Source organism: Chloroflexota bacterium (assembly GCA_034717495.1).
In the GTDB taxonomy this organism is placed as follows: Bacteria; Chloroflexota; Anaerolineae; order JAAEKA01; family JAAEKA01; genus JAYELL01.
In genome coordinates this window covers 24,806-44,186 of sequence record JAYELL010000037.1, presented here as the reverse complement: position 1 = coordinate 44,186, position 19,381 = coordinate 24,806, and the positions used below count along the sequence as shown (strand labels likewise).

Sequence of the window (19,381 nt, the reverse complement as noted above, 5' to 3'; positions counted from 1 at the left end):
TGGCATCCCGGGCGATGCAGCCATCGACGTCGGCTATCTCTACACCTACATCACCGAGGGACGGGGCTTCTACATGTGGCCCGGCTCGGTGATCAACGCCAGTGTCCATGCCCTCAGCACCGAGTGGTTGCCCTACCCGGCCAACTGGGTCATGCCCTGGTCGGCGCCCGGCGGCGACTTCGGCCCCGTCGTCGATACCAACCACATCGGCTCGGGCAAGATCGGCACCTGGCTACGTCTTGACATCACCGAGATCGCCGAGGATATCGTGCGCGGCGCTCCTAACTACGGCTTCATCCTGACGTCTGACGACGACCATGGCGTGCGCTATGGTCTGGCAACCCAGGACTACTGGGACCCGAGCAAGGTTGGTTACGTCCGGGTCATGTACCGCACCGCCAACTGAGTGTTGCGGCAGACAGCTCGGAGGACCGCTGACCACCGACCGCGGACCGCCGCCGGATGACCGTTGACCGCAGACCGCGGACCGCCATCTTCCGTCTGCGGTCTTCTGAAAGCCGCGTCCCTGCATCGCAGACCGCCGTCTTCTGGAAGCGGTCTGTCGTCCGTCGTCTGCGGTCTTCTGGAAGCCGCGTCCCCGCGTCCCCTGGAAGCGGTCTGTCGTCCGTCGTCTGCGGTCTTCTGGAAGCCGCGTCCCCGCGTCCCCTGGAAGCGGTCTGCCGTCCGTCGTCTGCGGTCTTCTGGAAGCCGCGTCCCCGCGTCCCCTGGAAGCGGTCTGCCGTCCGTCGTCTGCGGTCTTCTGGAAGCCGTGTCCCCGCGTCCCCTGGAAGCGGTCTGCCGTCCGTCGTCTGCGGTCTTCTGGAAGCCGTCCGTCGTCTGCGGTCTTCTGGAAGCCGTGTCCCCGTGCCCCCCGACAGCCGGCGCTACGGCTTGCCCTTTTCACAGAGCACGAAATTGCCCTTCAAATCGGTGTGGTAGGTAAAAGTCGTATCACCAGATTGCAGAACGATTTGATAGCCCGGCGTGATCACATCCATGACCCGCTGGTTGGGCTGGCTACAGCCCAGCCCGGAATTGGGCCAATCCCTCGACTGGACTGAAACAACCTCGATCTCCTCAGTAGACACCGTCAGCCTTTTGCCTAAATCAGCGGCTACTGTCGCCACGATCTTCGTCTGCTGATCCTGATCCCCATCTTCCAATGAAACTGGCGCCTTGCCCGCCTGCACGGGACCATCAGGGCCGCACAAAAACAGATCGTTGGGAGATCGCCCATGGTAGGCATAGGTCCTGCCCTCGACCTGAAGAACGACCTGCATTCCGTTGGTAAGCATCTGAGCATAGCCCATGTCTGGCGCGGGACAGCCCAGGCTCGCATCGGGCCACTCCATCTCTGCGGCCTCCACTACCTCAATCGACTCCGTGGAAACGCCCAATCGTTGCGACAGATCGTTTATGGCGACGGCGGAAATCAAGCGCTGAGCGCTGGCGGCTGCGGCCACTTCTGAAACCGATCTGGACAAGACAGGCTCCACCACCTCAGGCGTCTGGGCAATGGTTGGCCGCTTTTCGATTTCCAGGCTTTCAGGCGTGGAGGCCGCACTACGAACCCCCACAACAGGCGGGGGCTCCGGGCTGGCAGCGTTGCTGCCAATCCCTTCAGGTCCACACGCGGCCAACATCGATATGATGATTCCCATCAACGCCAGGGAAAGGGATCGTCTTTTCCACATAAGTGTCCTCCAAAAGTGTCGGTCAACACCCACCGGTGCCAGGCTACGAATTACACGCTGCAACGGTGGTCATTGTTCACTTGAGTATCTCATCAAACAAGCCGAGTGAGAATCTCCCGAAAAATCATGATGGCGAAAAAAACCAGCATGGGCGAAAAATCTACGCCGCCTTTGGGTGGCATAACCCTGCGGCCCATTTCAAGCACAGGGTCGGTGAGCGTGCCCAATACGCGCACGATGGGATTGTCCGGACTCAGATTGGGAATCCAGGTCAGCATCACCCGCAAAAAAAGAATTATCAGATAAAAGTCAAGCAGACGAACAACGACAAGTATCAAACTATCCATATCAACTCTCCGATTTTTCCGAAAGGTCGCCCAGGTATTTGGACTTGTTATACGCGGCCCAGACCGCCTTGGAGAGAATCGTGCGCATCCCCCCCTTCTCCAGTTCGTAGATGGCTTCGGCAGAAGTGCCGCCGGGCGAGGTTACCTTGTTTCGCAATTCGGCCTGGTGGATGTCCGACTGGCGCGCGATTGCCACAGAACCTTCCATGGTCTGCAAAACCAACTTCTCAGCCACGTGTCTTGAAAATCCCATGTGCACACCGGCGTCGATCAGGGCTTCCATAAAAAGGAAGACGTAGGCCGGTCCAGTACCGCTCAACGCGGTTGCCATATCAAGGTAGCCCTCGTCCGCCACATAGTGTTCATCGCCCAGGGCACCCAGGATCGCCCGCGTATGTTCCTGTTGGGTTGCGTCTACATCCGCTGTGCAGGTCCAGACGGTCATGCCTTTTCCCAGTTGGGCAGGCGTGTTGGGCATCGAGCGCACAATTGCAGGATGGCCTGTACCATAGAGGATGGCACTGATGCGAGCACCAGCCACAATGGACAGCAACAGCGAACCGCGGCCCAGGTGGCCTCGCAGATCAGGCATGACCGCTGGCAGCACCTGAGGTTTCACACTTAACACCACGGTCTCGCCGAAATCGGCCGCCTCCCTGTTGTCGGTGGTGAAACCGATGCCATACTTCCCGCGTAGCTGATCCCCTCGCTCCTGCCGGGGATCGGACGCAATGATCCCTTCCGCGGGCACCAGATTCTGCGTTAAAATACCCTTGATCATCGCCTCGCCCATGGCGCCTGCGCCGATGAAACTGATGGTTGTGTTCTCTTCCATGCTGCACCTCAACAATTGATTGCGAGTCACTCCGTTCAAAGATTATAACCGGGAACCGAAAATCGCGGTACCCACTCGAACAATGGTAGCTCCCTCTTCGATGGCGACCTCAAAATCGTGACTCATGCCCATGCTCAGATGATGCCAGTCCGCTTCAGGCAACCCCTGGGACAGACGGTCCCGCAGATCTCGCAGAGCCGCGAAATGGGGGCGGGCCATCTCGGGATCCGGGTCAAAGGGAGGCATCGTCATCAGGCCGGAAATGCGAAGCCCCGAAAGACTGTTGATCTCCCTGGCTGATTCTTCAATCCGCTCCGGCGCAAATCCGAACTTACTCATCTCGCCAGAGACGTTGACCTCGAGCAGGATGTTCATTAAAGCCCCGGCTTCCTGAGCCACACGATCCAGGCGGCGGGCGATCTTAACCCGGTCGACTGCATGTACCAGCGTTGGCTGGCAGGCAACGGCAAGAGCTGCCTTGCGACTCTGGATCGGCCCAATCAGGTGCAGGCGAAATGTCTGATCGGGCCCGATCAGGTTTGTCAGAGAATCGCTCACCTGCGGATCGACGAATTTCCGCCAGGCCTGCTCCACCCGATTCTCACCAAAATCGATCTGACCTTGCTCCAGTGCAGCCAGGATCGACTCCACTGGAATGGTCTTGCTCACAGCAACCAGGCTGATTTCTCCGGGCTGTCGCCCGACACGGCCTGCCGCGCCAGCCATTCGCTCCCGGATATCCCGCAAATTGGCTGCGATATCAACGACCTGATTCGACACATCACCTCCACACTGAAAAGCAGGCAATCACGCCCTGAGCATCACGACAGCGCCAAAGCGACCAGTCCTTCCACCATCGGCACGGTGGGAATAGAAACGATTGCGATGGCACGCTGTACAGATAGCGGACACCTCGATCTGCTCGACTCCTGCCTCGGCCAGCTGCCAGCGATTGCTTTCCCATAGATCAAACCAGGCTCGGCCATTTTTTGACCGGCGCCCATTGCCGGAGCGCAACAGCTGGCGCGATTTATGCGGATAGCGCTCCGTGACGGCTGCGATCACCTCTGGCCCAACCTCATAGCAACATGGACCTATGGCCGGTCCTACTACCGCCAGCAGTTCTTCTGGTCGGCTGTCGAAGGCTTCCACCATCGCGGCTACCAACGACCCGGCTACGTTGGCAACTGTGCCCCGCCAGCCTCCATGGGCCAGTCCGGCCGCGTGCTGTCCTGGATCGTACACAAGCAACGGCGTGCAATCGGCAAAGCGTTGGCTCAACGGCAGGTCAGGCACATTGGTCACGATGCCATCAGCCTTATCGATCATGGTGCCCCGGTCGGCCATCTCTGCCCTCAGAATCCGATTGCTATGCACCTGCCAGGTGGTGGTCAGATGCTGCCGGCGTACCGCCAGCGCCCGAGCCAATCGGCCATGGTTGGCCTCGACGTTTTCAGGTGAATCCCCTACCGTCCAGCCCAGATTGAGGCTGGAAAAGGGACCGGTGCTCACACCGCCCTGTCTGGTGCTAACGCCATGGACAAGCCCTGAGTGCGCTTCCAGGCTCGGGAAGTGCAGTAAAGAAGGAGTCGGCACGTCCATACCTACCTCCTGAACCTTCGACTACGCCTTGATGTGAGCAATCGATGACATGGGACCCTCAACCGTCCGGCAGAGAGGTCGGGCCTGAGGCGGGACGCCAGTCCTGTGCCCGCCACGGTCCTTTGCTCCTGAAGGGAACCCCGTTGGCAGCGCGATAGGCCCAATCGGTATCACAACAACCGCACGTCAGGCATCCACTGGAGTCGGGCGGGCAGCTCAAACCAGTCTCAAACCGTTGGGCGTGCCGGTGTTCGAACAGCAAGTAGTTGGTGGACACACCGCTTTCCACGATGTCCCAGGGCTGTGCCGTTCCCGCTTGCCTTGGACCCAGATAGTCCTCCATGCTGAGGCCATTCTCTGCCAAAGCCCTCTTGAAGTTGCCGATGGAAAGTTTGTCCATCGACAGCAGCACCGGCGCCAGGCGCCGGTCGCCCCGGGCCAACACACCCTGAACCGCAGCCCATTGAGCCGATTCGGAGCGCACATCCACGCCCTGGCGAGCCAGGCTTCGCTGGATAACCCGCTGCCGGCGCTTGAGCGTATCAACTTTGGTCATGGGCTCCCACTGGAACGGGGTATGCGCTTTGGGCACAAAGGGAGTGGCATTGATCACCAGGCGCCGCTTGAATCGCCCTCTGGCCTCCATGGTCAGATCGACAAGGGCCTCGATATCCTCATCGGTTTCGCCAGGATGGCCAATCATGAAATATAGTTTTAGCTGCGGGAATCCCAGTGACTGCGCCAGATCGACCGCGTCGAGAATCTGCTGCTCGGTCTGTGTTTTGTTGATCACATTGCGCAGCCGGGTGCTGCCAGCCTCGGGGGCAATCGTCAACGTACGCGTGCCGCTCTCCCGCAAGGCTGTGACCAACGGCACGGAAATCGGATCGACCCGCATGGAACTGACGCTGAGTTTGGCGCCTAACTCCCGCAGTCGTACAGCCAACTCGTCGATCTGGCTGTGATCAGATACAGCCGCTGAAACCAGCCCGATCCGCTCCCGGTGCTCGAGTCCCTGGCGTGCCCATTCCAGCAGTTGCTCCAGCGGCTGTTCGCGGGGTGGACGGTAGACGTAGCCTGCCAGGCAGAAACGGCAACCCCGTCCGCAACCTCGAGCGATCTCCATCAGGTGCAAACCACCAAACTCGGTGTCCGGCGTATACAGGGAACTGACGGTCGAATAGTTCTCCAGCCGGCGAACCCACAACCGTTTGATCTGGCGCGAGCCAGGTGTTGCCGAATACTGGGGCACCAGAGCAGGGACGTAAACACCCTCGATTCGATCCAGCGCGGCAATCAGATCGCTTCGATCCTCATCCCCAACATCGCGAATCGTGTCCACCAACGTATCGACCACTTCCTCCCCTTCACCCACCACGATGGCATCGAAGAATGGCGCCATGGGCTCGGGGTTCATGGTAATGCCCGGACCACCCGCGATCAGCAGCGGCCAGCGTTCATCGCGATCAACGGCCAAAGCAGGCACCCCGGCCTGACGCAACATCCCGACCACATTGAAATAGTCCATCTCATAGGAAATGGTGAAGGCCCAGACGGCGAATTCATCCACCGGCTGAGAGGTCTCAAGGGAGAGCAGCGATCTTCCAGCTTCCGCGCCTCCCTTGTCCCAAAAAACCCGTTCGCAAACTGTGTTCGAAGGCTCATTGAATCGACGGTAAAGAATCTGCAGTGCCAGGCTGGACATACCGACATAATAAGTATTGGGGTAAGCCAGGACGATGGGCAACTTACCACCCCAATCCTTGATGATCGTCCCCCTCTCCCTTTCCAATATTCGCAACGATTCAGCAGTCTGTTCCCAGGTCATGTCGATATCCCATTCCAGCCATCACATATCCAACTCATCCCGTAAGTCTTCCAGCGATTCATAGATCACCCCTCCGGCCTCCCGGAAGGTATACCAGGCGCGCAGGGGCGGAAAAATGCGGTTCAGATTGGTGTTGGTCGGACTGGAAAAAACGTCCAATCCCTCGCGCTCGAAGAGCCATTGGGCCCGAAACAGATGCAACGGATGGCTGACCAGGATAACCGAACTCCAACCCGTTTGTTCTGCCAGCTTTGCCACAGCAGCAGCTTCCTGCGCCGTGGTCCAGGCATCGGCATCCGGGACAATCCGCGCGCTGCCAGGTGGCAGGCCGAGCTCTTCCACAGCAAAGCGGCATGCTACGGCAGCAGCCGAGAGCCGGTCTCCCGCTGCACCGCCGGCACACAATACAACGGGCGCCAATCCCTCATTGTACAGGTCCATGCCGTGATAAGTACGGCTCAACAGATCAGAACCGGGGCTTCCGTCCGAATTCACGCCGGCGCCAAGGATCACAATCGCATCAGCTGGTTGAGCGTTCTCCTGGCTTCCCAGCAGGTTGATCTGCCAACCTAAAAGTGCCAGCCCAAGACAGGATAAAACAATGAACAACGAGGTCATTGTAACAATGACCTTAAGCAAGCGCCTCATCGCACGATTATACAGTGTTTCGAGGGAATCGGTAAACCAAAGGGGGTTTTGAAAGGAAGCCCCGGCGAGCGTCAGGCGCCTGCCGGGGCATTGAATCAACTTCATTCCTGCCTACGCCACTAGCATTCGCTGTATCCGCACACGTGACACTTGCGGCAGCCCTCCACATTCAGAAGAGTACTGTTCCCACAGTCGGGACAGAGATCTCCGATCTGGCGTGGCATGGGCAAGGTCAGCTGTTCACCAGCGGGTTCAGGCGGGGGTGGCGGCGCTTCCGACAAATGATCTTCCAGAACCTGAGCGATGGCATCGGGAAGGCTGCGAACCCGATGAGGGCCAAAGCCGAGATGGCGTCCACCGCCGATGCCGTTCATCTGATAAACCACCTGTTGTATACGTTCAGTGGGCGTGAGCGAACTTGGGATGCGCAGGATCAGGCTTATTAGCCGACCCAGGGCCTCGCTGACGGCGGCCACATCAGAGCCGGCCTTACCCACATTCATGAACACCTCGAAGGGTTCATTGTCCTCGGTGTCGTTGACCGTGACATACGCGGTGCCCAGAGGGGTCAACCGCCGGTAGGTACTGCCATGCAAGCGCCGTGGCCGCGGCCGTTTGGCATCGTACGGCAACAGTTCTACAGCGTTCGATGATTCTGGTGCATCCCCTTCCAGGCCAACCGGAGAATCGTACTCGTGAGGCAGCGCATTTAGCGTCTCGTCCAGCGAGGCCTGACCGTTCATGTTCTGCTCCGATTGGGAAAGTGCCCTGCGTTGCGCCGTTGCATTGATCTCGAGAACCACGTCGGATCGGCTGCCGGTCACGTAGACGGTCAATCCCTTACAACCCAACTCCCACGCCATCATATAGGCAGCTTCAACATCCTGGGGGACCGCATCCGGTGAAAAATTACAGGTCTTGGAGATGCTATTGTCCACAAATCGTTGCAGCGCTGCCTGCATCATCACGTGCTCGGCAGGAGTGACGTCCTGGCTGACGACAAAGGTGTTTCGCAGATCCTCCGGAAGCCCTTCGACCTGCTGGCAGGTACCGTTCAGAAGAATGCTATCGATGATTTCCTGGCGCTCTTCAGCCAAAAGCCCCGCCCCGTCCAGTGCAGCCATGAAGAGAGGGCTCACATAGGTCAGGGGAACGTCACCCTGTTGCTCTTTGACGTAGCGGGTGTAGGCCAGTGCAAATACCGGCTCACAACCATAACCTTCACAGCCCGTCACAGTGCCAATGGTCCCCGTAGGAGCCACAGTGGTCTGTGCCCCATTACGAATGCCGTGGCTCTTGATGCCGGCTTCAATGGCACCCCAATCCAATTCCGGGCGTCCATAGCTGGAGGTGTAGGGCTTGAGCGGTGTGGGTGGTTGCCATTGAAGGTTCTCGGGATCGTAGATTGATCCGGTGATTGCCGGAAATGCTCCCCGCTCCCTGGCCAGATCGATGGAGGCTCGCATGGCATGAAAACGTACAAACTCCATGGCCTGCCCTGCCAGGTCGATCGATTCGTCGGATCCATAGCGTACATGAAGCTTATACATCATGTCCGCGAGGCCCATAATGCCTAACCCAATGCGTCGAACCCGGTGGGCAGCCTCCTTCAATGCTGACACCGCCGGCACATATTTATTCGCACTGACAACATCATCGAGAAAGCGGGTGGCCAACAGGACCGTCTGCTCCAGTTTATCCCAATCAACCTGCCCCTCCCGGGTAACGTGTTCCGAAAGATTGACAGAACCCAGGCAACAGTTTTCATAAGGTCCCAGCCACTGCTCGCCACACGGGTTTGTGGCCTCGAGCTCGTACAGGTGAGGGACCGGATTACTGCGGTTGGCGGCGTCAACAAAAAGCACCCCTGGCTCCCCGTTGCGGTAGGCATGATGGACGATCTTAGCGAAAAGGTCCCGTGCCCGCACCGAGCGGATCGGGACAGCAGAGCGAGGACTCACCAGATCGAAATCCCCATCCGATTGCACGGCTTCCATGAAGACATCGGTGACACCGACCGAAATATTGAAGTTGGTCACAGAGCCTTCTTCCGCCTTGGCTGCGATGAATTCTTCGATATCAGGATGGTCAATGCGCAGCACACCCATATTGGCGCCGCGTCGCGTACCACCCTGAGCAATCTCGCCAAACGCGGCATCATATACCTTGAGGAAGCCAACAGGCCCGCTTGCCACGCCGGCGCTGCTGTTCACAGGATCACCTTTGGGCCGAAGACGGCTGAAGCTGAACCCGTTACCGCCACCGGTCTGCTGGATCAATGCCGCAGTGCGAAGCGTGCTGAAAATGCCTTCAGCCGAGTCCTTGCCCATGTCGTCGTCGATGGCCAGGACAAAACAGGCAGCCAATTGCCCCAACGGGGTTCCTGCGCCGGTGAACGTGGGAGAATTGGGGAAAAACCGTAGATCTGTCAACAGATCATAGAAGCTGCCTGCAATGCTCTCTGGTTGCTCGCCCCAGGTTTCCTCGGGTAACGCCACGTTGTAGGCCACCCGCCAAAACATCTCAGATACCGTCTCAATCGGTTCCCCATCGGGCCCTTTTCGGATATAACGGCGTTGCAACACATCCAGCCCATTCGGCCCGATTCTGATAGGTCGATCCATATTGTCAAACCAAGCAGTCGGTGACGTGTGCTGCGATGTTTGAGCGTCGACGGTTGGAACAGTACTCACAATCATATCCTCCGGTTATCACAAATTAATTGATAAAATGTCTTTCACGTGGCAAAGCGACCCCCGCGTCACCCATACCACATCCCCCAGGCCGAATTAACGGTCTGAGAATGAAATCGACACAGAAAAAAAATAAAGGTGCTTTAACGCACAGGCTCGTAAATAAAGCGCCTGCCCCCTCCATCGATGACCTCTTCACCTACCCGATAGAGGAGTCGTCTACGCTCCAATTCCTTCAGTCGATTGCTCTTGGTACTTGGCGACAGCGAATCGGGCAGGTCCTGGGCACTTATCTGTCCCCGGACCACGGCCAGATTGTAGGTCTTGAGTAGCGCAGGGCTCAGATTGCCCAAGACTGTGGGAGTGCCACCGCCATCAACCTGTACGCAGGTCAATCCATGAATGGAAACTGCCGCGGCAATACTTTCTCGCACGCTCTCTGTGGGGCTGCGTACCACCACAAAGCGTGGTGAACGCGCCTTTCGAGAAGCTTCCAACAGACCTGCCACGACTTCGTCGGCCCAAGAGTAGTCCATAAACTGCACGTTGTTGCAGTCCAGAACCAGCAAAGAATTCGCTGGCAGTGCTGTCAACTTGGCCAGCAGACTATCCTTGGTCTCGCTATCGCGGCCGCCCAAAATTGGGCCTACCAATTCAACCTGTATTTCCTGCAAAGGCATCGCTCTCCACCATTAAGTTGATGTGTTGACGGTCTGTCCACCGCCCGACGGTAACTATTTCTGGCTAAAACTAATTCCGACCTGGGTACCGTAAAACTCGCTTGTCGATATGATCCGTGCTCGTCGTTCCGCAGAAATCAGCAATCGATCATCACCGGAGCGAATGGTCAGGCGACCGCCGTAGCGTCGCACCACAGTCTCGACGCTACGCAGGCCCACGCCACCACCCTTGGGCCGGCTGCTCAGGCCACCCAGAGCCCGATCGATCGCTTCCCCGTGTTGCCATTCAGCAGCCTCGGGAAAGCGCCTTGCGAGGCTGGCCCTGATCCCGACACCGGGATCGACCACTGCCAGAGAAACGAATCGCTGCCCTCGTCGATCCTGGGCAACCTGGGCAACTGCCAGTCCTTCACTTCCGCTATGATCCACCACATTGTAGCAGAGTTCCGAAACGACCTTGGTCGCATCCAGAACATCGCTCAGATCGTAACCGAGTTTTTGTCTGGCTTGTTCGATAAAAAATTCGAGCAAGCTCTTGACATCAACTCGAGTGCGAATCGCGCTCAAAGGTAACGTAATTCCCTGGCCAAAGTGATCCCGGCTGGATGGCAGGTTTCGCACTTCGGCAACCTGACCAAGCAATCGTACAAGGCCCATTCGCACCACGGATCGTTGGGCTCGTTCAGCCATCGGCAGTACACAGACCAGCCGCGGGACGCGGGACGCAATTTGCCGGACAATCAGCACCAGGAACGCGGCGCCGAAGGGATCAACAAAGGCTGCGGACCGAAGATCGATGGTGATTTCAGGCGCCGAGATGGCCTTTTCCTGAGCAAGACGGGCCACCAGGCGATCACAGGATACGACGTTCAGCCCATCTTCAGCCGCCAAAACAAGACGCATGGCGGTATATCAGGCGCTAACGAGACAGGAGCAAACGACCAATATGCTCCTGTAGCGCCTCGAGATCCTTCATTTGAAGATAAACCATGGCAAATCGAATGTACGCCATGGCATCCAGTCTTTGTAAATGATCCAGCACCAGAGTTCCGACCACATCGCTCTTGACCTCTGCCCTGCCCTGGCGAGCCAGCCCATCCTCGATGGAGTCCACCATGTCTTCGATGGCGACCTGGGAGATTGGCCGCTTGGCGCACGCCACCAAAATCCCATGCATGAGCTTCTGGCGGTCATAGGGCTCCCGCTGGCCATTACTTTTCACGATCAAGAGCGACGCTGCAACATTCTCGTAAGTGGTAAACCGTCGGTGACATATCTGACATTCGCGCCTTCGGCGAATGCCGTCGCCGGTGGACCGGGTATCAACAACACGAGAATTGAGATCACCGCAGTGTGGACAAATCATTATCTAACTGAAACTCGAGTATGGCCGCGAGCCATTAGAACTGTGCTCCACGCCTGACCTGTGCTTTCGAAAAAAACGGGCAGCGGACGCCTCCTGAAATCAGATCGACCGCTGGAAAGCACATGGGACTTATGGGCGCAGGCTCCTTGGCATTGGATGGGAAGAACGGTGTCAAGGCTGTGGAACTCTGCCCGGTAAATCACACTATGTTGTGCTTGGACATCGGGCAGACACTAGATATTGTAGTTTCGACAGCGGTGAGAATTGTACCATAGAACAGATCGAATTGCAAGGGGATTGGAGCTATTCCGGGATGGAATCGAGGAGATTTTAAGGTTTTTGTCAGCTTCGCAAAAACGAGCTGGCGCACCTGCCGGAGAGCAATTGCCGTCAAGGACTGGAACGAAAACAAATACCTTGGGGGTAACATTCGGGGTCGATAACAGGTGGCACCACACGACAGACCACACCTGGAGCTTGAAACACTGCTCTATCACCAGGTCCAGTCTGTCGCGTGTCAGAAGGCGCGTTGTACAACCCTGACGGGCTGCCAGTCGCTAGGCTTGCTGCTGGCGCTTTCGCCGCAGAAACGCGGGAATCTCCAGGTCGTCCGGATTGTAGGTCCTGACCGGGAAGGGAACAGTTTTTTCGCTTCGCTCGGTGGCCGTCTCCGCGGGCAGAGGGGCGATCGTGCTGATTGGCTTTTGGGCATCGGCGGCCTGATCGAAACCAGTCGCGATGACCGTCACCCGCACGTCATCCTCCATCGTCGGATCGAGAACAGCACCGAAGATGATATTGGACTCGGGGTGAGTCGTGGCCCGGATGATCTCCGCCGCCTCGTTGACCTCGTGGAGGGTCATGTCCATGCCACCAGTTACGTTGAACAGAATTGCCTGGGCGCCGTCGATGCTGACATCCAGAAGCTTGCTGGCAATGGCCTGTTCGGCTGCCTCCTGTGCCCGGTTTTCACCGTTGGCCGTACCAATGGCCATCAACGCAGAGCCGCCGTCCTGCATCACCGCTCGCACATCCGCGAAGTCCAGGTTGATAAGGCCAGGGATCGTAATCAGTTCGCTGATTCCCTGGATACCTTGCCTCAACACGTCATCCGCTACCGTGAACGCTTCCCGAATGGATGCTTTTTTGTCCACGATTTGAAGCAGCCGGTCATTGGGGATGACGATCAGGGTATCGACTTCTTCCTTCAGCCGCATGATGCCCTCGTCGGCAACTCGCCGGCGACGCGTTCCTTCAAAGGAGAAGGGACGCGTAACGACGCCGATGGTCAGGGCTCCGGCTTCTCGAGCGACCCGAGCCACGACCGGTGCCGCACCGGTGCCGGTGCCACCGCCGATGCCGGCAGTTACAAACACCATGTCAGCACCGTCGACCACTGACACAACATCTTCGGCAGATTCGAGGGCGGCCTTCTCGCCCAGCTCGGGATCGCCGCCAGCCCCCAGGCCGCGGGTCAGCTTGTCGCCAATGCGCATGCGCTGTGGTGCATTGGCTTCCAGCAGTGCCTGCGCATCGGTATTGATGACAATGAACTCCACACCCTGGATTCCGGCGTCGATCATGCGGTTCACGGCATTGCTGCCGCCGCCGCCCACCCCGACAACTCGAATCTTGGCGAAGTTGTCAACGTAGGACGGTTGTGCTTCTCTTGCAGATTTTCGAGCCATGTTATCACTCCTTGCTCGCTGATTGATGCCGCTTTCCTGCGGCGGATTGCGCTTGGTTGAATCCCTACGATCGATATCTGGCGAATCGGCTGAGAATTCGCTCTCTTGCGGGAACCGCTGGCCCACAGACTCAGTTGTGTCTATCGAAGACACACTCCTGGGCACGTTGGCCAATGGGTCCCGAATTGTCGGCTGTTCAAAGTCTGCTGTCATTGCTCAATCACACCTCCGGTTTTCCACACACATCTGAATGACTTCCCTGGTATATTGCACACACGTTTAGCATCATCGATTGATATCTTGAGGTTATCAACCTGGCAAAAAGTTGCCAAGCCAGCGCATGATCCGCTGCGTGAAGGGGCTTTCTGAACTTTGCGCCCCGTAGACTGCCTCATCCCACTGGGTGCGCTGGGCCCACAAGAGCAAACCAATGCTTGTGGCATTCTCAGGTATCATGAGCTTGCCTATCAACCCATGCACCCCTCGCGGCGTGCCCACACGAACGGGAACCTGGGTCATCCTGCGCGCCAGATCCCTGAAACCGGTCAACTGGGAAGAGCCACCTGTGAACACCAGCCCTGCCGGCACCAGCCCTTCATATCCAGAGCGCTTGATCTCCCTGAGAATCAGCTCGATCATCTCCTCGGCCCTCGCCTCGAGTATCTCTGCGACCAGGTGACGCGGGACTGTCTGGGGGCCATTTTCGCCGAAAAGTTCTATCGCGACTTCCTGATCTTGAGCAACCCGATTGGCCTGCACATGCCCATGGCGAATCTTAAGTTCCTCGGCGGCATCGAACGGTGCTCCCAAACCGACCGCCAAATCCTGGGTCAAGTGCTGGCCGCCGATATCCAGCACAACTGTGTGCCACAGACTGCCTTTCATGAACATGGCCACATCGGTGGTTCCGCCGCCTATATCCACGACCACTACGCCCATTTCCTGTTCGGCATCGGTCAATACAGCTTGCCCTGACGCCAGCGGCTCAAGCACCAGCTCTTCCACCTCGATGCCATGCGTCTGCACACAGCTCAAGAGATTGCGTACGGCGCCGGTGGCGCCGGTGATCACCTGAGCATCGACGGCAAGCCGAAAGCCATGCATTCCCAGGGGATCCTGCAGATCCTCCTGTTCATCTACAGCATAGCTGCGCGCCACCACATGGATGATCTCGCGATTGTGAGATAGGACTACGGCCCGTGCGGCTTCCTTGACCCTGCCCACATCCTCGGAGGTCACAACCCGGCTACGACTGATCGGAACAGCGCCCTTGCTCTGCTGGGCCTGGATGTGGCTTCCTGCGATGCCCACGTAGGCCCTGGCTATGGATCGATCCGCGGCATGCTCGGCCTCCTCAACTGCCTGGCCAATCGAAGCGGTAGCGGCGGCTACGTTGGTAACGACCCCCTTGGCCATTCCTTCCGAGGGCGCCTTGCCAAAACCAACGACCTCCAGGGTTTCGTCGTCTATAAGTTCGGCGATCAATGCCGTGACCTTGGTGGTTCCTACATCTATCGCACAAATAGTATCAGACACGCTGGTTAATTCCTGATTCGTTAAGTGAGGCCATCGATTCGATCGACGGCGGCTATTGGCTGTAGGTGGATTGACCCAGCTTGTAAAAATGCCCGCCATCGTAGCGAAGATCGATTTCGCTTGCCCTCAGCCCTTGGCTCAAGAGGGTATCCTGAATAGCAGCCAGTTCCTTCACCCGGGAAGGCAATCCACTGGGTCTTCCCAGATAAACGATCGTGCCATTGTTGGCCTGAAAATGAAGCCCGTGCCGTTCATCGTAGGCGAACTCGACAATGCCCGGCAGCAGTTGCGTAAGTTCCCGAATGCCAGCCACAAGCTGTGGATCAATCCGGCCTGTCCTGCCTATACTGCTGCCATCCCTGTCCTGAACAACAGGCAGCGTAGGCAATTGCGAGATCGCCGGCATCATGACCCCTTCGCCGTCAACCCAGGCGTTTTGCCCATAAACATGCCAGAGGACTTCCGGTTCGCGCTCCAGCACGTCGATCAAAACTTTGTTGGGCAGTTGCGGTTTAACCGTCGCATGTTTGACGTGGGGCAATCCCTCAATTCGCTCTTCGACCTCACGAGCATCGATCCAAAAAACGTTGTAGTTCAGAATCTCCGTCTGTTCGTAAATGGCTTGCTCGTTGGTAAACCGGATCCCCTGTATTTCCCTGGCCTGGACAAAAAAACTGTTGTCCGCGAAGAGGAATACAAGCAACGTTACCATGCCCAGCAGCAGAAGACCCGCGACAGCCCGTAGCGCTGTCACATTGGAACGACGAAGCCTTTCACGGCCGCGCAGAGAAAGCGGTTGACTGGATGCGGCACGATAGCGTCGCATGCCAGGCTTGGTGCCTGCCTTCCGACGCCGGCTGTTCTTTTGGCTGCGTTCACCGGTGGTTTTCATGATGACTATCCCGTCAACCTTTGGGCCGGTAGGATGTTTCTGAGCTGCTTTTATCGGCGTATCGTTCCAATGCCAGGTCGATCAACCGGTCGATCAGTTCTGGATAAGGTAACCCACTGGCCTGCCACAGCTTGGGATACATGCTGATACCGGTAAACCCCGGAATGGTGTTAACCTCGTTCAGATACAGGTCACCCGTCTCACCGTCCAGAAGGAAGTCGACACGCGCCATTCCGGCACCATCAATAGCCTGGAATGCGTCGATCGCAAGTTGCCGGATATGGACCGTGAGATCATCGGAAATAGGCGCCGGAATGATCAACTCAGAGTCGGGTTCAATGTACTTGGCAGCGTAATCATAGAACTCATGGCACGGCACGACCTCACCCGGCAGTGATGCAATCGGGGCGTCGTTACCAAGTACACTTACCTCGAGTTCGCGCGCTGCGGGCACAACCTTTTCAACGACCAGCTTGCGATCGTATCGAGCGGCATCTTCGATGGCGCTTGCCAGATTCGCCCGTTCGGAAGCCTTGTTGATGCCAACGCTTGAACCAAGATTCGCTGGCTTCACAAACACGGGAAAGCCCAGGCGGTTCTCGATGGTCTCCATCACGAGCCGCGGATCATCACGCCAATCCCGACGCTTGACGACCAGGAAAGCAGCCTGAAGAAAGCCTCGCGCAGCGAAGATATCCTTGCACAACGCTTTGTCCATTGCCACGGCCGATGCTGCAACACCACAACCCACGTAGGGAAGATCTGCCAACTCGAATAAACCTTGAACGGTGCCATCCTCCCCTAACGGGCCATGAAGCACAGGGAAAACGACATCAATATCTCGCAACGACTCGGCCTTCGGCACCAGACCGGTTTGAACTTCAGCGGAGGAAACCACCGCACGATCTCCGGCATCACTGTTTGCCGGCATTGTAGTTGCCAGGAACCGGCGAGAGGCTTCACCAACCAGCCAGTGGCCTTGTTTGTCGATTGCAATTGGGACCACCTCAAAACGGGCCGTGTCGATGGCCTCCATTACCGATTGTGCCGACTGCAAACTAACCTCATGTTCGCCCGATCGACCTCCAAATACAATGCCTACTCGTTGTTTGCCCTGGCTCATGATTGATTCACTTGCTCAACCGATAATGAAAGCTCCTGATAAGAGGGCTGCCGGGACCAATCGCCAACGAAGAGAATCTCGGGCACCAGTTCCACACCCATATCCTGCCAGGCAGCCTCCCGAGCCAGATCGATCAACCCGATGACATCCGCTGCGCTGGCTCCGCCATAGTTGACTACGAAATTAGCGTGCACCTCTGAGAACCCAGCGTTGCCCAAACGGCGACCCTTCAACCCGAGAGATTCGAGAATCCTCCCGGCAAAGTCACCGGGTGGGTTTTGGAAAAGGGAGCCGCTACTGGGCTCAACGGGCTGCGTTGCGCGCCGGTGTGCCAGGTATTCGGCCGCCCGGGCATTGATCGCATCGGGATCATCGGGTGTCAATTCAAATGCCGCGGAAAGCACGACGAAATCGCCGTCTCCGGTTCCAATGGCCTCTTTCAATCTGCTATACCTGTACCCGTACTGAAAACGGGCCAGAGGCCACTCCACCAGAGTTCCGTTTTGCCACACCATCGCCCGGAGCAAGCAGTCGGCGATGGCGCCACCGTGAGCACCGGCATTGCCCACCACCGCGCCACCGATCGTACCAGGAACACTAACTCCCCACTCCAGTCCGGCCAATCCCCACCGCATGGCTTGACGCGCCAATCCGGCGAGGTTCACACCCGATTCAGCCCAGACAACATTCCCTTCATGGCGGCGCACCTCCCGGGAGGCGTTCAAAATCACCAACCCCCGGACACCAGCATCGCTTACAAGGATGTTGCTGCCACCACCCAGAATGAGATGGGGAACGCCGACCTCCGTGGCCAGCCGCGTGATTGCCAGCAGTTGCTCCGATGATCCTGCAACCACAAACAGCTCCGCGGGACCGCCAATTCGCATCGTGGTATGTGCCGCAAGCGGCTCGTCGTGGCGCACGGCAAGACCCGTTGCCCGGGCAATTTCAGTGGAAAGCGCCACGTGCTTCTGAACCGAACCATCTTCAACCGAATGTTGCTCTCGTTCTCGCAAGAGGGAAAGAACTTGATCACCTACCCGGGTGACATCGCCCGCTCCCATCGTGATAAGGACATCTCCTTCCCGCAATTCCTCCAAAAACAGCCCTGTGGCCTTGCCCAGATCGCCGGCGTAACGCGCGTCGACAGCAGGGCGTAGCGCAGTTACCAGATCTGACGCCGAAACGCCCATTGTATCGTGCTCGCGGGCGGCGTAGATATCAGTGATGAGCACATGATCAGCGTTTTCAAAGCTCTTGTAAAAATCGGTTAGCATAGCCCGAGTGCGGCTAAAAGTATGGGGCTGGAAGAGAACCCAAACGTCACGGCGGGGAAAGCGCTGCCGTACCGCACTCAGCGTTGCTCGCACCTCAGTAGGGTGGTGCGCGTAGTCGTCAAGCACGATTATACCACAACTTTTGCCTTTTTGCTCCAACCTGCGGGCTGTTCCGGCCATTTTTGTCGAAATTTTAAGGTTTTTGTAAGGTTCAGTGAAAACGTTGTAACCTGCAACGGCCGCGGCAGCAACGGAACCCAGAACGTTTCTAACATTGTGTTCACCTGGCAATGGCAAGGACCAGGTACCCAGACGGGAGCCACCCTGCCAGACCTCGAAATCAGACCCGCCCGTAGCGTTGGGCGCGAGTCTTCGGGCACGCCAGTCGTTGTCCTGGCCCAGGCCATAGGATATCCACCGGTGATCGGCGGAGTCGATCACCGACCGGAGTTCGCCAGCCCCGGCATCGTCACCACAATAAACGATCACCCCATCAGGCGACACCTGCCCGACAAATTCGACAAATGCAGCCTGATAATCCTCGGTTTTCGGATAGCAATCAATGTGGTCCCATTCAATGTTGGTCACCAGTGCAACCTCAGGGGACAATCCCAGAAACATCCGGTCGTACTCATCAGCTTCGACGACGAAGGGGCCGCCTGGCCGGCCAGACCTGGCGGCGGTGCCCAACGCAAGAATCTGGCTGCCGACGATGAAACTCGGTTCCGCACCGATGCCATCAAGCAGAGTCGCAAGCATGGCACTGGTGGTGGTTTTTCCATGGGTGCCAGCCACACAGAGCTGGCGATACCCTGTCATCAATGGTCCAAGAAACTCCCGGCGCTTCACGACCGGAATGCCTGCGTCTCGGGCGGCCAGAGATTCCTCGTTGTCCTCAGGTATTGCCGACGAGATCAGCACCAGGTTGGCTCCCGACACCTGGCTGGCCCGGTGACCAAGGAATACCGTCGCGCCCAACTCGGCCAACTCATCGCTCATCGCAGAGCGATTCAGATCGGAACCAGAGACCTGGAATCCACGCTCCACAAGGATGCGGGCGATTGCTGACATGCCGGCACCGCCCACACCAACAAGATGAATGTGGGTCGATGGCGCAGTTTTCTGATCCAGAAGATCAGCCCGCGTCACGTCTGTTGCCCATTCCGTCATTG

The 19,381-nt window shown here is 57.7% G+C and carries 17 protein-coding genes; 1 reads left to right on the top strand and 16 read right to left on the bottom strand.

Annotation, left to right across the window (positions count from 1 at the left end; all coding sequences use genetic code 11):
• On the top strand, window positions 1-406 hold a 406-nt coding region (locus U9R25_07035), incomplete at its 5' end, for a hypothetical protein (protein MEA3335650.1).
• Window positions 407-884: 478 nt separating this feature from the next.
• Here the strand turns inward: U9R25_07035 and U9R25_07030 are convergent.
• The 16 genes from U9R25_07030 to murC form a co-directional block, all read right to left on the bottom strand.
• A complete protein-coding gene (locus U9R25_07030; GenBank protein MEA3335649.1) occupies window positions 885-1,694 on the bottom strand; it encodes a hypothetical protein in 810 nt (269 codons plus the stop codon).
• A 92-nt stretch (window positions 1,695-1,786) separates the two neighbouring features.
• Window positions 1,787-2,041, bottom strand: a complete 255-nt coding sequence (locus tag U9R25_07025; protein ID MEA3335648.1) for a YggT family protein — start codon at window positions 2,039-2,041, stop codon at window positions 1,787-1,789.
• A gap of 1 nt (window position 2,042) precedes the next feature.
• Window positions 2,043-2,876 carry a pyrroline-5-carboxylate reductase gene (proC, locus tag U9R25_07020; protein ID MEA3335647.1) on the bottom strand — a complete coding sequence of 278 codons (834 nt, stop codon included), beginning with the start codon at window positions 2,874-2,876 and terminating at the stop codon, window positions 2,043-2,045.
• A gap of 42 nt (window positions 2,877-2,918) precedes the next feature.
• The gene (locus tag U9R25_07015; GenBank protein MEA3335646.1) at window positions 2,919-3,656 is read right to left on the bottom strand and encodes a YggS family pyridoxal phosphate-dependent enzyme; all 738 of its coding nucleotides are present in this window, start codon (window positions 3,654-3,656) and stop codon (window positions 2,919-2,921) included.
• Between the two features lie 27 nt (window positions 3,657-3,683).
• Complete coding sequence (gene pgeF, locus U9R25_07010; GenBank protein MEA3335645.1) at window positions 3,684-4,478, bottom strand: peptidoglycan editing factor PgeF; 795 nt, start codon at window positions 4,476-4,478, stop codon at window positions 3,684-3,686.
• Window positions 4,479-4,536: 58 nt separating this feature from the next.
• Window positions 4,537-6,306, bottom strand: coding sequence for a radical SAM protein (locus U9R25_07005; GenBank protein MEA3335644.1), 1,770 nt, complete (start codon window positions 6,304-6,306; stop codon window positions 4,537-4,539).
• Between the two features lie 21 nt (window positions 6,307-6,327).
• Window positions 6,328-6,924 carry a YdcF family protein gene (locus U9R25_07000; GenBank protein ID MEA3335643.1) on the bottom strand — a complete coding sequence of 199 codons (597 nt, stop codon included), beginning with the start codon at window positions 6,922-6,924 and terminating at the stop codon, window positions 6,328-6,330.
• A gap of 149 nt (window positions 6,925-7,073) precedes the next feature.
• Window positions 7,074-9,578 carry an adenosylcobalamin-dependent ribonucleoside-diphosphate reductase gene (locus U9R25_06995; GenBank protein MEA3335642.1) on the bottom strand — a complete coding sequence of 835 codons (2,505 nt, stop codon included), beginning with the start codon at window positions 9,576-9,578 and terminating at the stop codon, window positions 7,074-7,076.
• A 212-nt stretch (window positions 9,579-9,790) separates the two neighbouring features.
• Window positions 9,791-10,327 carry a hypothetical protein gene (locus U9R25_06990; GenBank protein ID MEA3335641.1) on the bottom strand — a complete coding sequence of 179 codons (537 nt, stop codon included), beginning with the start codon at window positions 10,325-10,327 and terminating at the stop codon, window positions 9,791-9,793.
• Window positions 10,328-10,381: 54 nt separating this feature from the next.
• Window positions 10,382-11,230, bottom strand: a complete 849-nt coding sequence (locus tag U9R25_06985; GenBank protein ID MEA3335640.1) for an ATP-binding protein — start codon at window positions 11,228-11,230, stop codon at window positions 10,382-10,384.
• Window positions 11,231-11,246: 16 nt separating this feature from the next.
• Complete coding sequence (nrdR, locus tag U9R25_06980) at window positions 11,247-11,693, bottom strand: transcriptional regulator NrdR (GenBank protein ID MEA3335639.1); 447 nt, start codon at window positions 11,691-11,693, stop codon at window positions 11,247-11,249.
• 557 nt (window positions 11,694-12,250) lie between these two features.
• Window positions 12,251-13,381 (bottom strand): cell division protein FtsZ, encoded by a 1,131-nt coding sequence (gene ftsZ / locus U9R25_06975; protein MEA3335638.1) that lies wholly within the window; start codon window positions 13,379-13,381, stop codon window positions 12,251-12,253.
• Between the two features lie 309 nt (window positions 13,382-13,690).
• The gene (gene ftsA, locus U9R25_06970; GenBank protein ID MEA3335637.1) at window positions 13,691-14,917 is read right to left on the bottom strand and encodes a cell division protein FtsA; all 1,227 of its coding nucleotides are present in this window, start codon (window positions 14,915-14,917) and stop codon (window positions 13,691-13,693) included.
• A gap of 52 nt (window positions 14,918-14,969) precedes the next feature.
• On the bottom strand, window positions 14,970-15,809 hold the full coding sequence (locus U9R25_06965; protein MEA3335636.1) for an FtsQ-type POTRA domain-containing protein: 840 nt from the start codon (window positions 15,807-15,809) through the stop codon (window positions 14,970-14,972).
• A gap of 13 nt (window positions 15,810-15,822) precedes the next feature.
• Entirely contained in the window at window positions 15,823-16,932 is a 1,110-nt protein-coding gene (locus U9R25_06960) for a D-alanine--D-alanine ligase family protein (GenBank protein MEA3335635.1), read from the bottom strand.
• On the bottom strand, window positions 16,929-19,379 hold the full coding sequence (gene murC / locus U9R25_06955) for a UDP-N-acetylmuramate--L-alanine ligase (protein ID MEA3335634.1): 2,451 nt from the start codon (window positions 19,377-19,379) through the stop codon (window positions 16,929-16,931). The genes U9R25_06960 and murC overlap by 4 nt, the downstream gene beginning before the upstream one ends.
• Between the last annotated feature and the right edge of the window lie 2 nt (window positions 19,380-19,381).

Excerpts from the sequence above, each read along its gene's own strand:
- U9R25_07030 (MEA3335649.1), bottom strand. The coding sequence starts at position 1,694 with ATGTGGAAAAGACGATCCCTTTCCCTGGCGTTGATGGGAATCATCATA.
- U9R25_07025 (MEA3335648.1), bottom strand. The coding sequence starts at position 2,041 with ATGGATAGTTTGATACTTGTCGTTGTTCGTCTGCTTGACTTTTATCTG.
- proC (MEA3335647.1), bottom strand. The coding sequence starts at position 2,876 with ATGGAAGAGAACACAACCATCAGTTTCATCGGCGCAGGCGCCATGGGC.
- pgeF (MEA3335645.1), bottom strand. The coding sequence starts at position 4,478 with ATGGACGTGCCGACTCCTTCTTTACTGCACTTCCCGAGCCTGGAAGCG.
- U9R25_07005 (MEA3335644.1), bottom strand. The coding sequence starts at position 6,306 with ATGACCTGGGAACAGACTGCTGAATCGTTGCGAATATTGGAAAGGGAG.
- U9R25_07000 (MEA3335643.1), bottom strand. The coding sequence starts at position 6,924 with ATGACCTCGTTGTTCATTGTTTTATCCTGTCTTGGGCTGGCACTTTTA.
- U9R25_06995 (MEA3335642.1), bottom strand. The coding sequence starts at position 9,578 with ATGGATCGACCTATCAGAATCGGGCCGAATGGGCTGGATGTGTTGCAA.
- U9R25_06990 (MEA3335641.1), bottom strand. The coding sequence starts at position 10,327 with ATGCCTTTGCAGGAAATACAGGTTGAATTGGTAGGCCCAATTTTGGGC.
- U9R25_06985 (MEA3335640.1), bottom strand. The coding sequence starts at position 11,230 with ATGCGTCTTGTTTTGGCGGCTGAAGATGGGCTGAACGTCGTATCCTGT.
- nrdR (MEA3335639.1), bottom strand. The coding sequence starts at position 11,693 with ATGATTTGTCCACACTGCGGTGATCTCAATTCTCGTGTTGTTGATACC.
- ftsZ (MEA3335638.1), bottom strand. The coding sequence starts at position 13,381 with ATGGCTCGAAAATCTGCAAGAGAAGCACAACCGTCCTACGTTGACAAC.
- U9R25_06965 (MEA3335636.1), bottom strand. The coding sequence starts at position 15,809 with ATGAAAACCACCGGTGAACGCAGCCAAAAGAACAGCCGGCGTCGGAAG.
- U9R25_06960 (MEA3335635.1), bottom strand. The coding sequence starts at position 16,932 with ATGAGCCAGGGCAAACAACGAGTAGGCATTGTATTTGGAGGTCGATCG.
- murC (MEA3335634.1), bottom strand. The coding sequence starts at position 19,379 with ATGACGGAATGGGCAACAGACGTGACGCGGGCTGATCTTCTGGATCAG.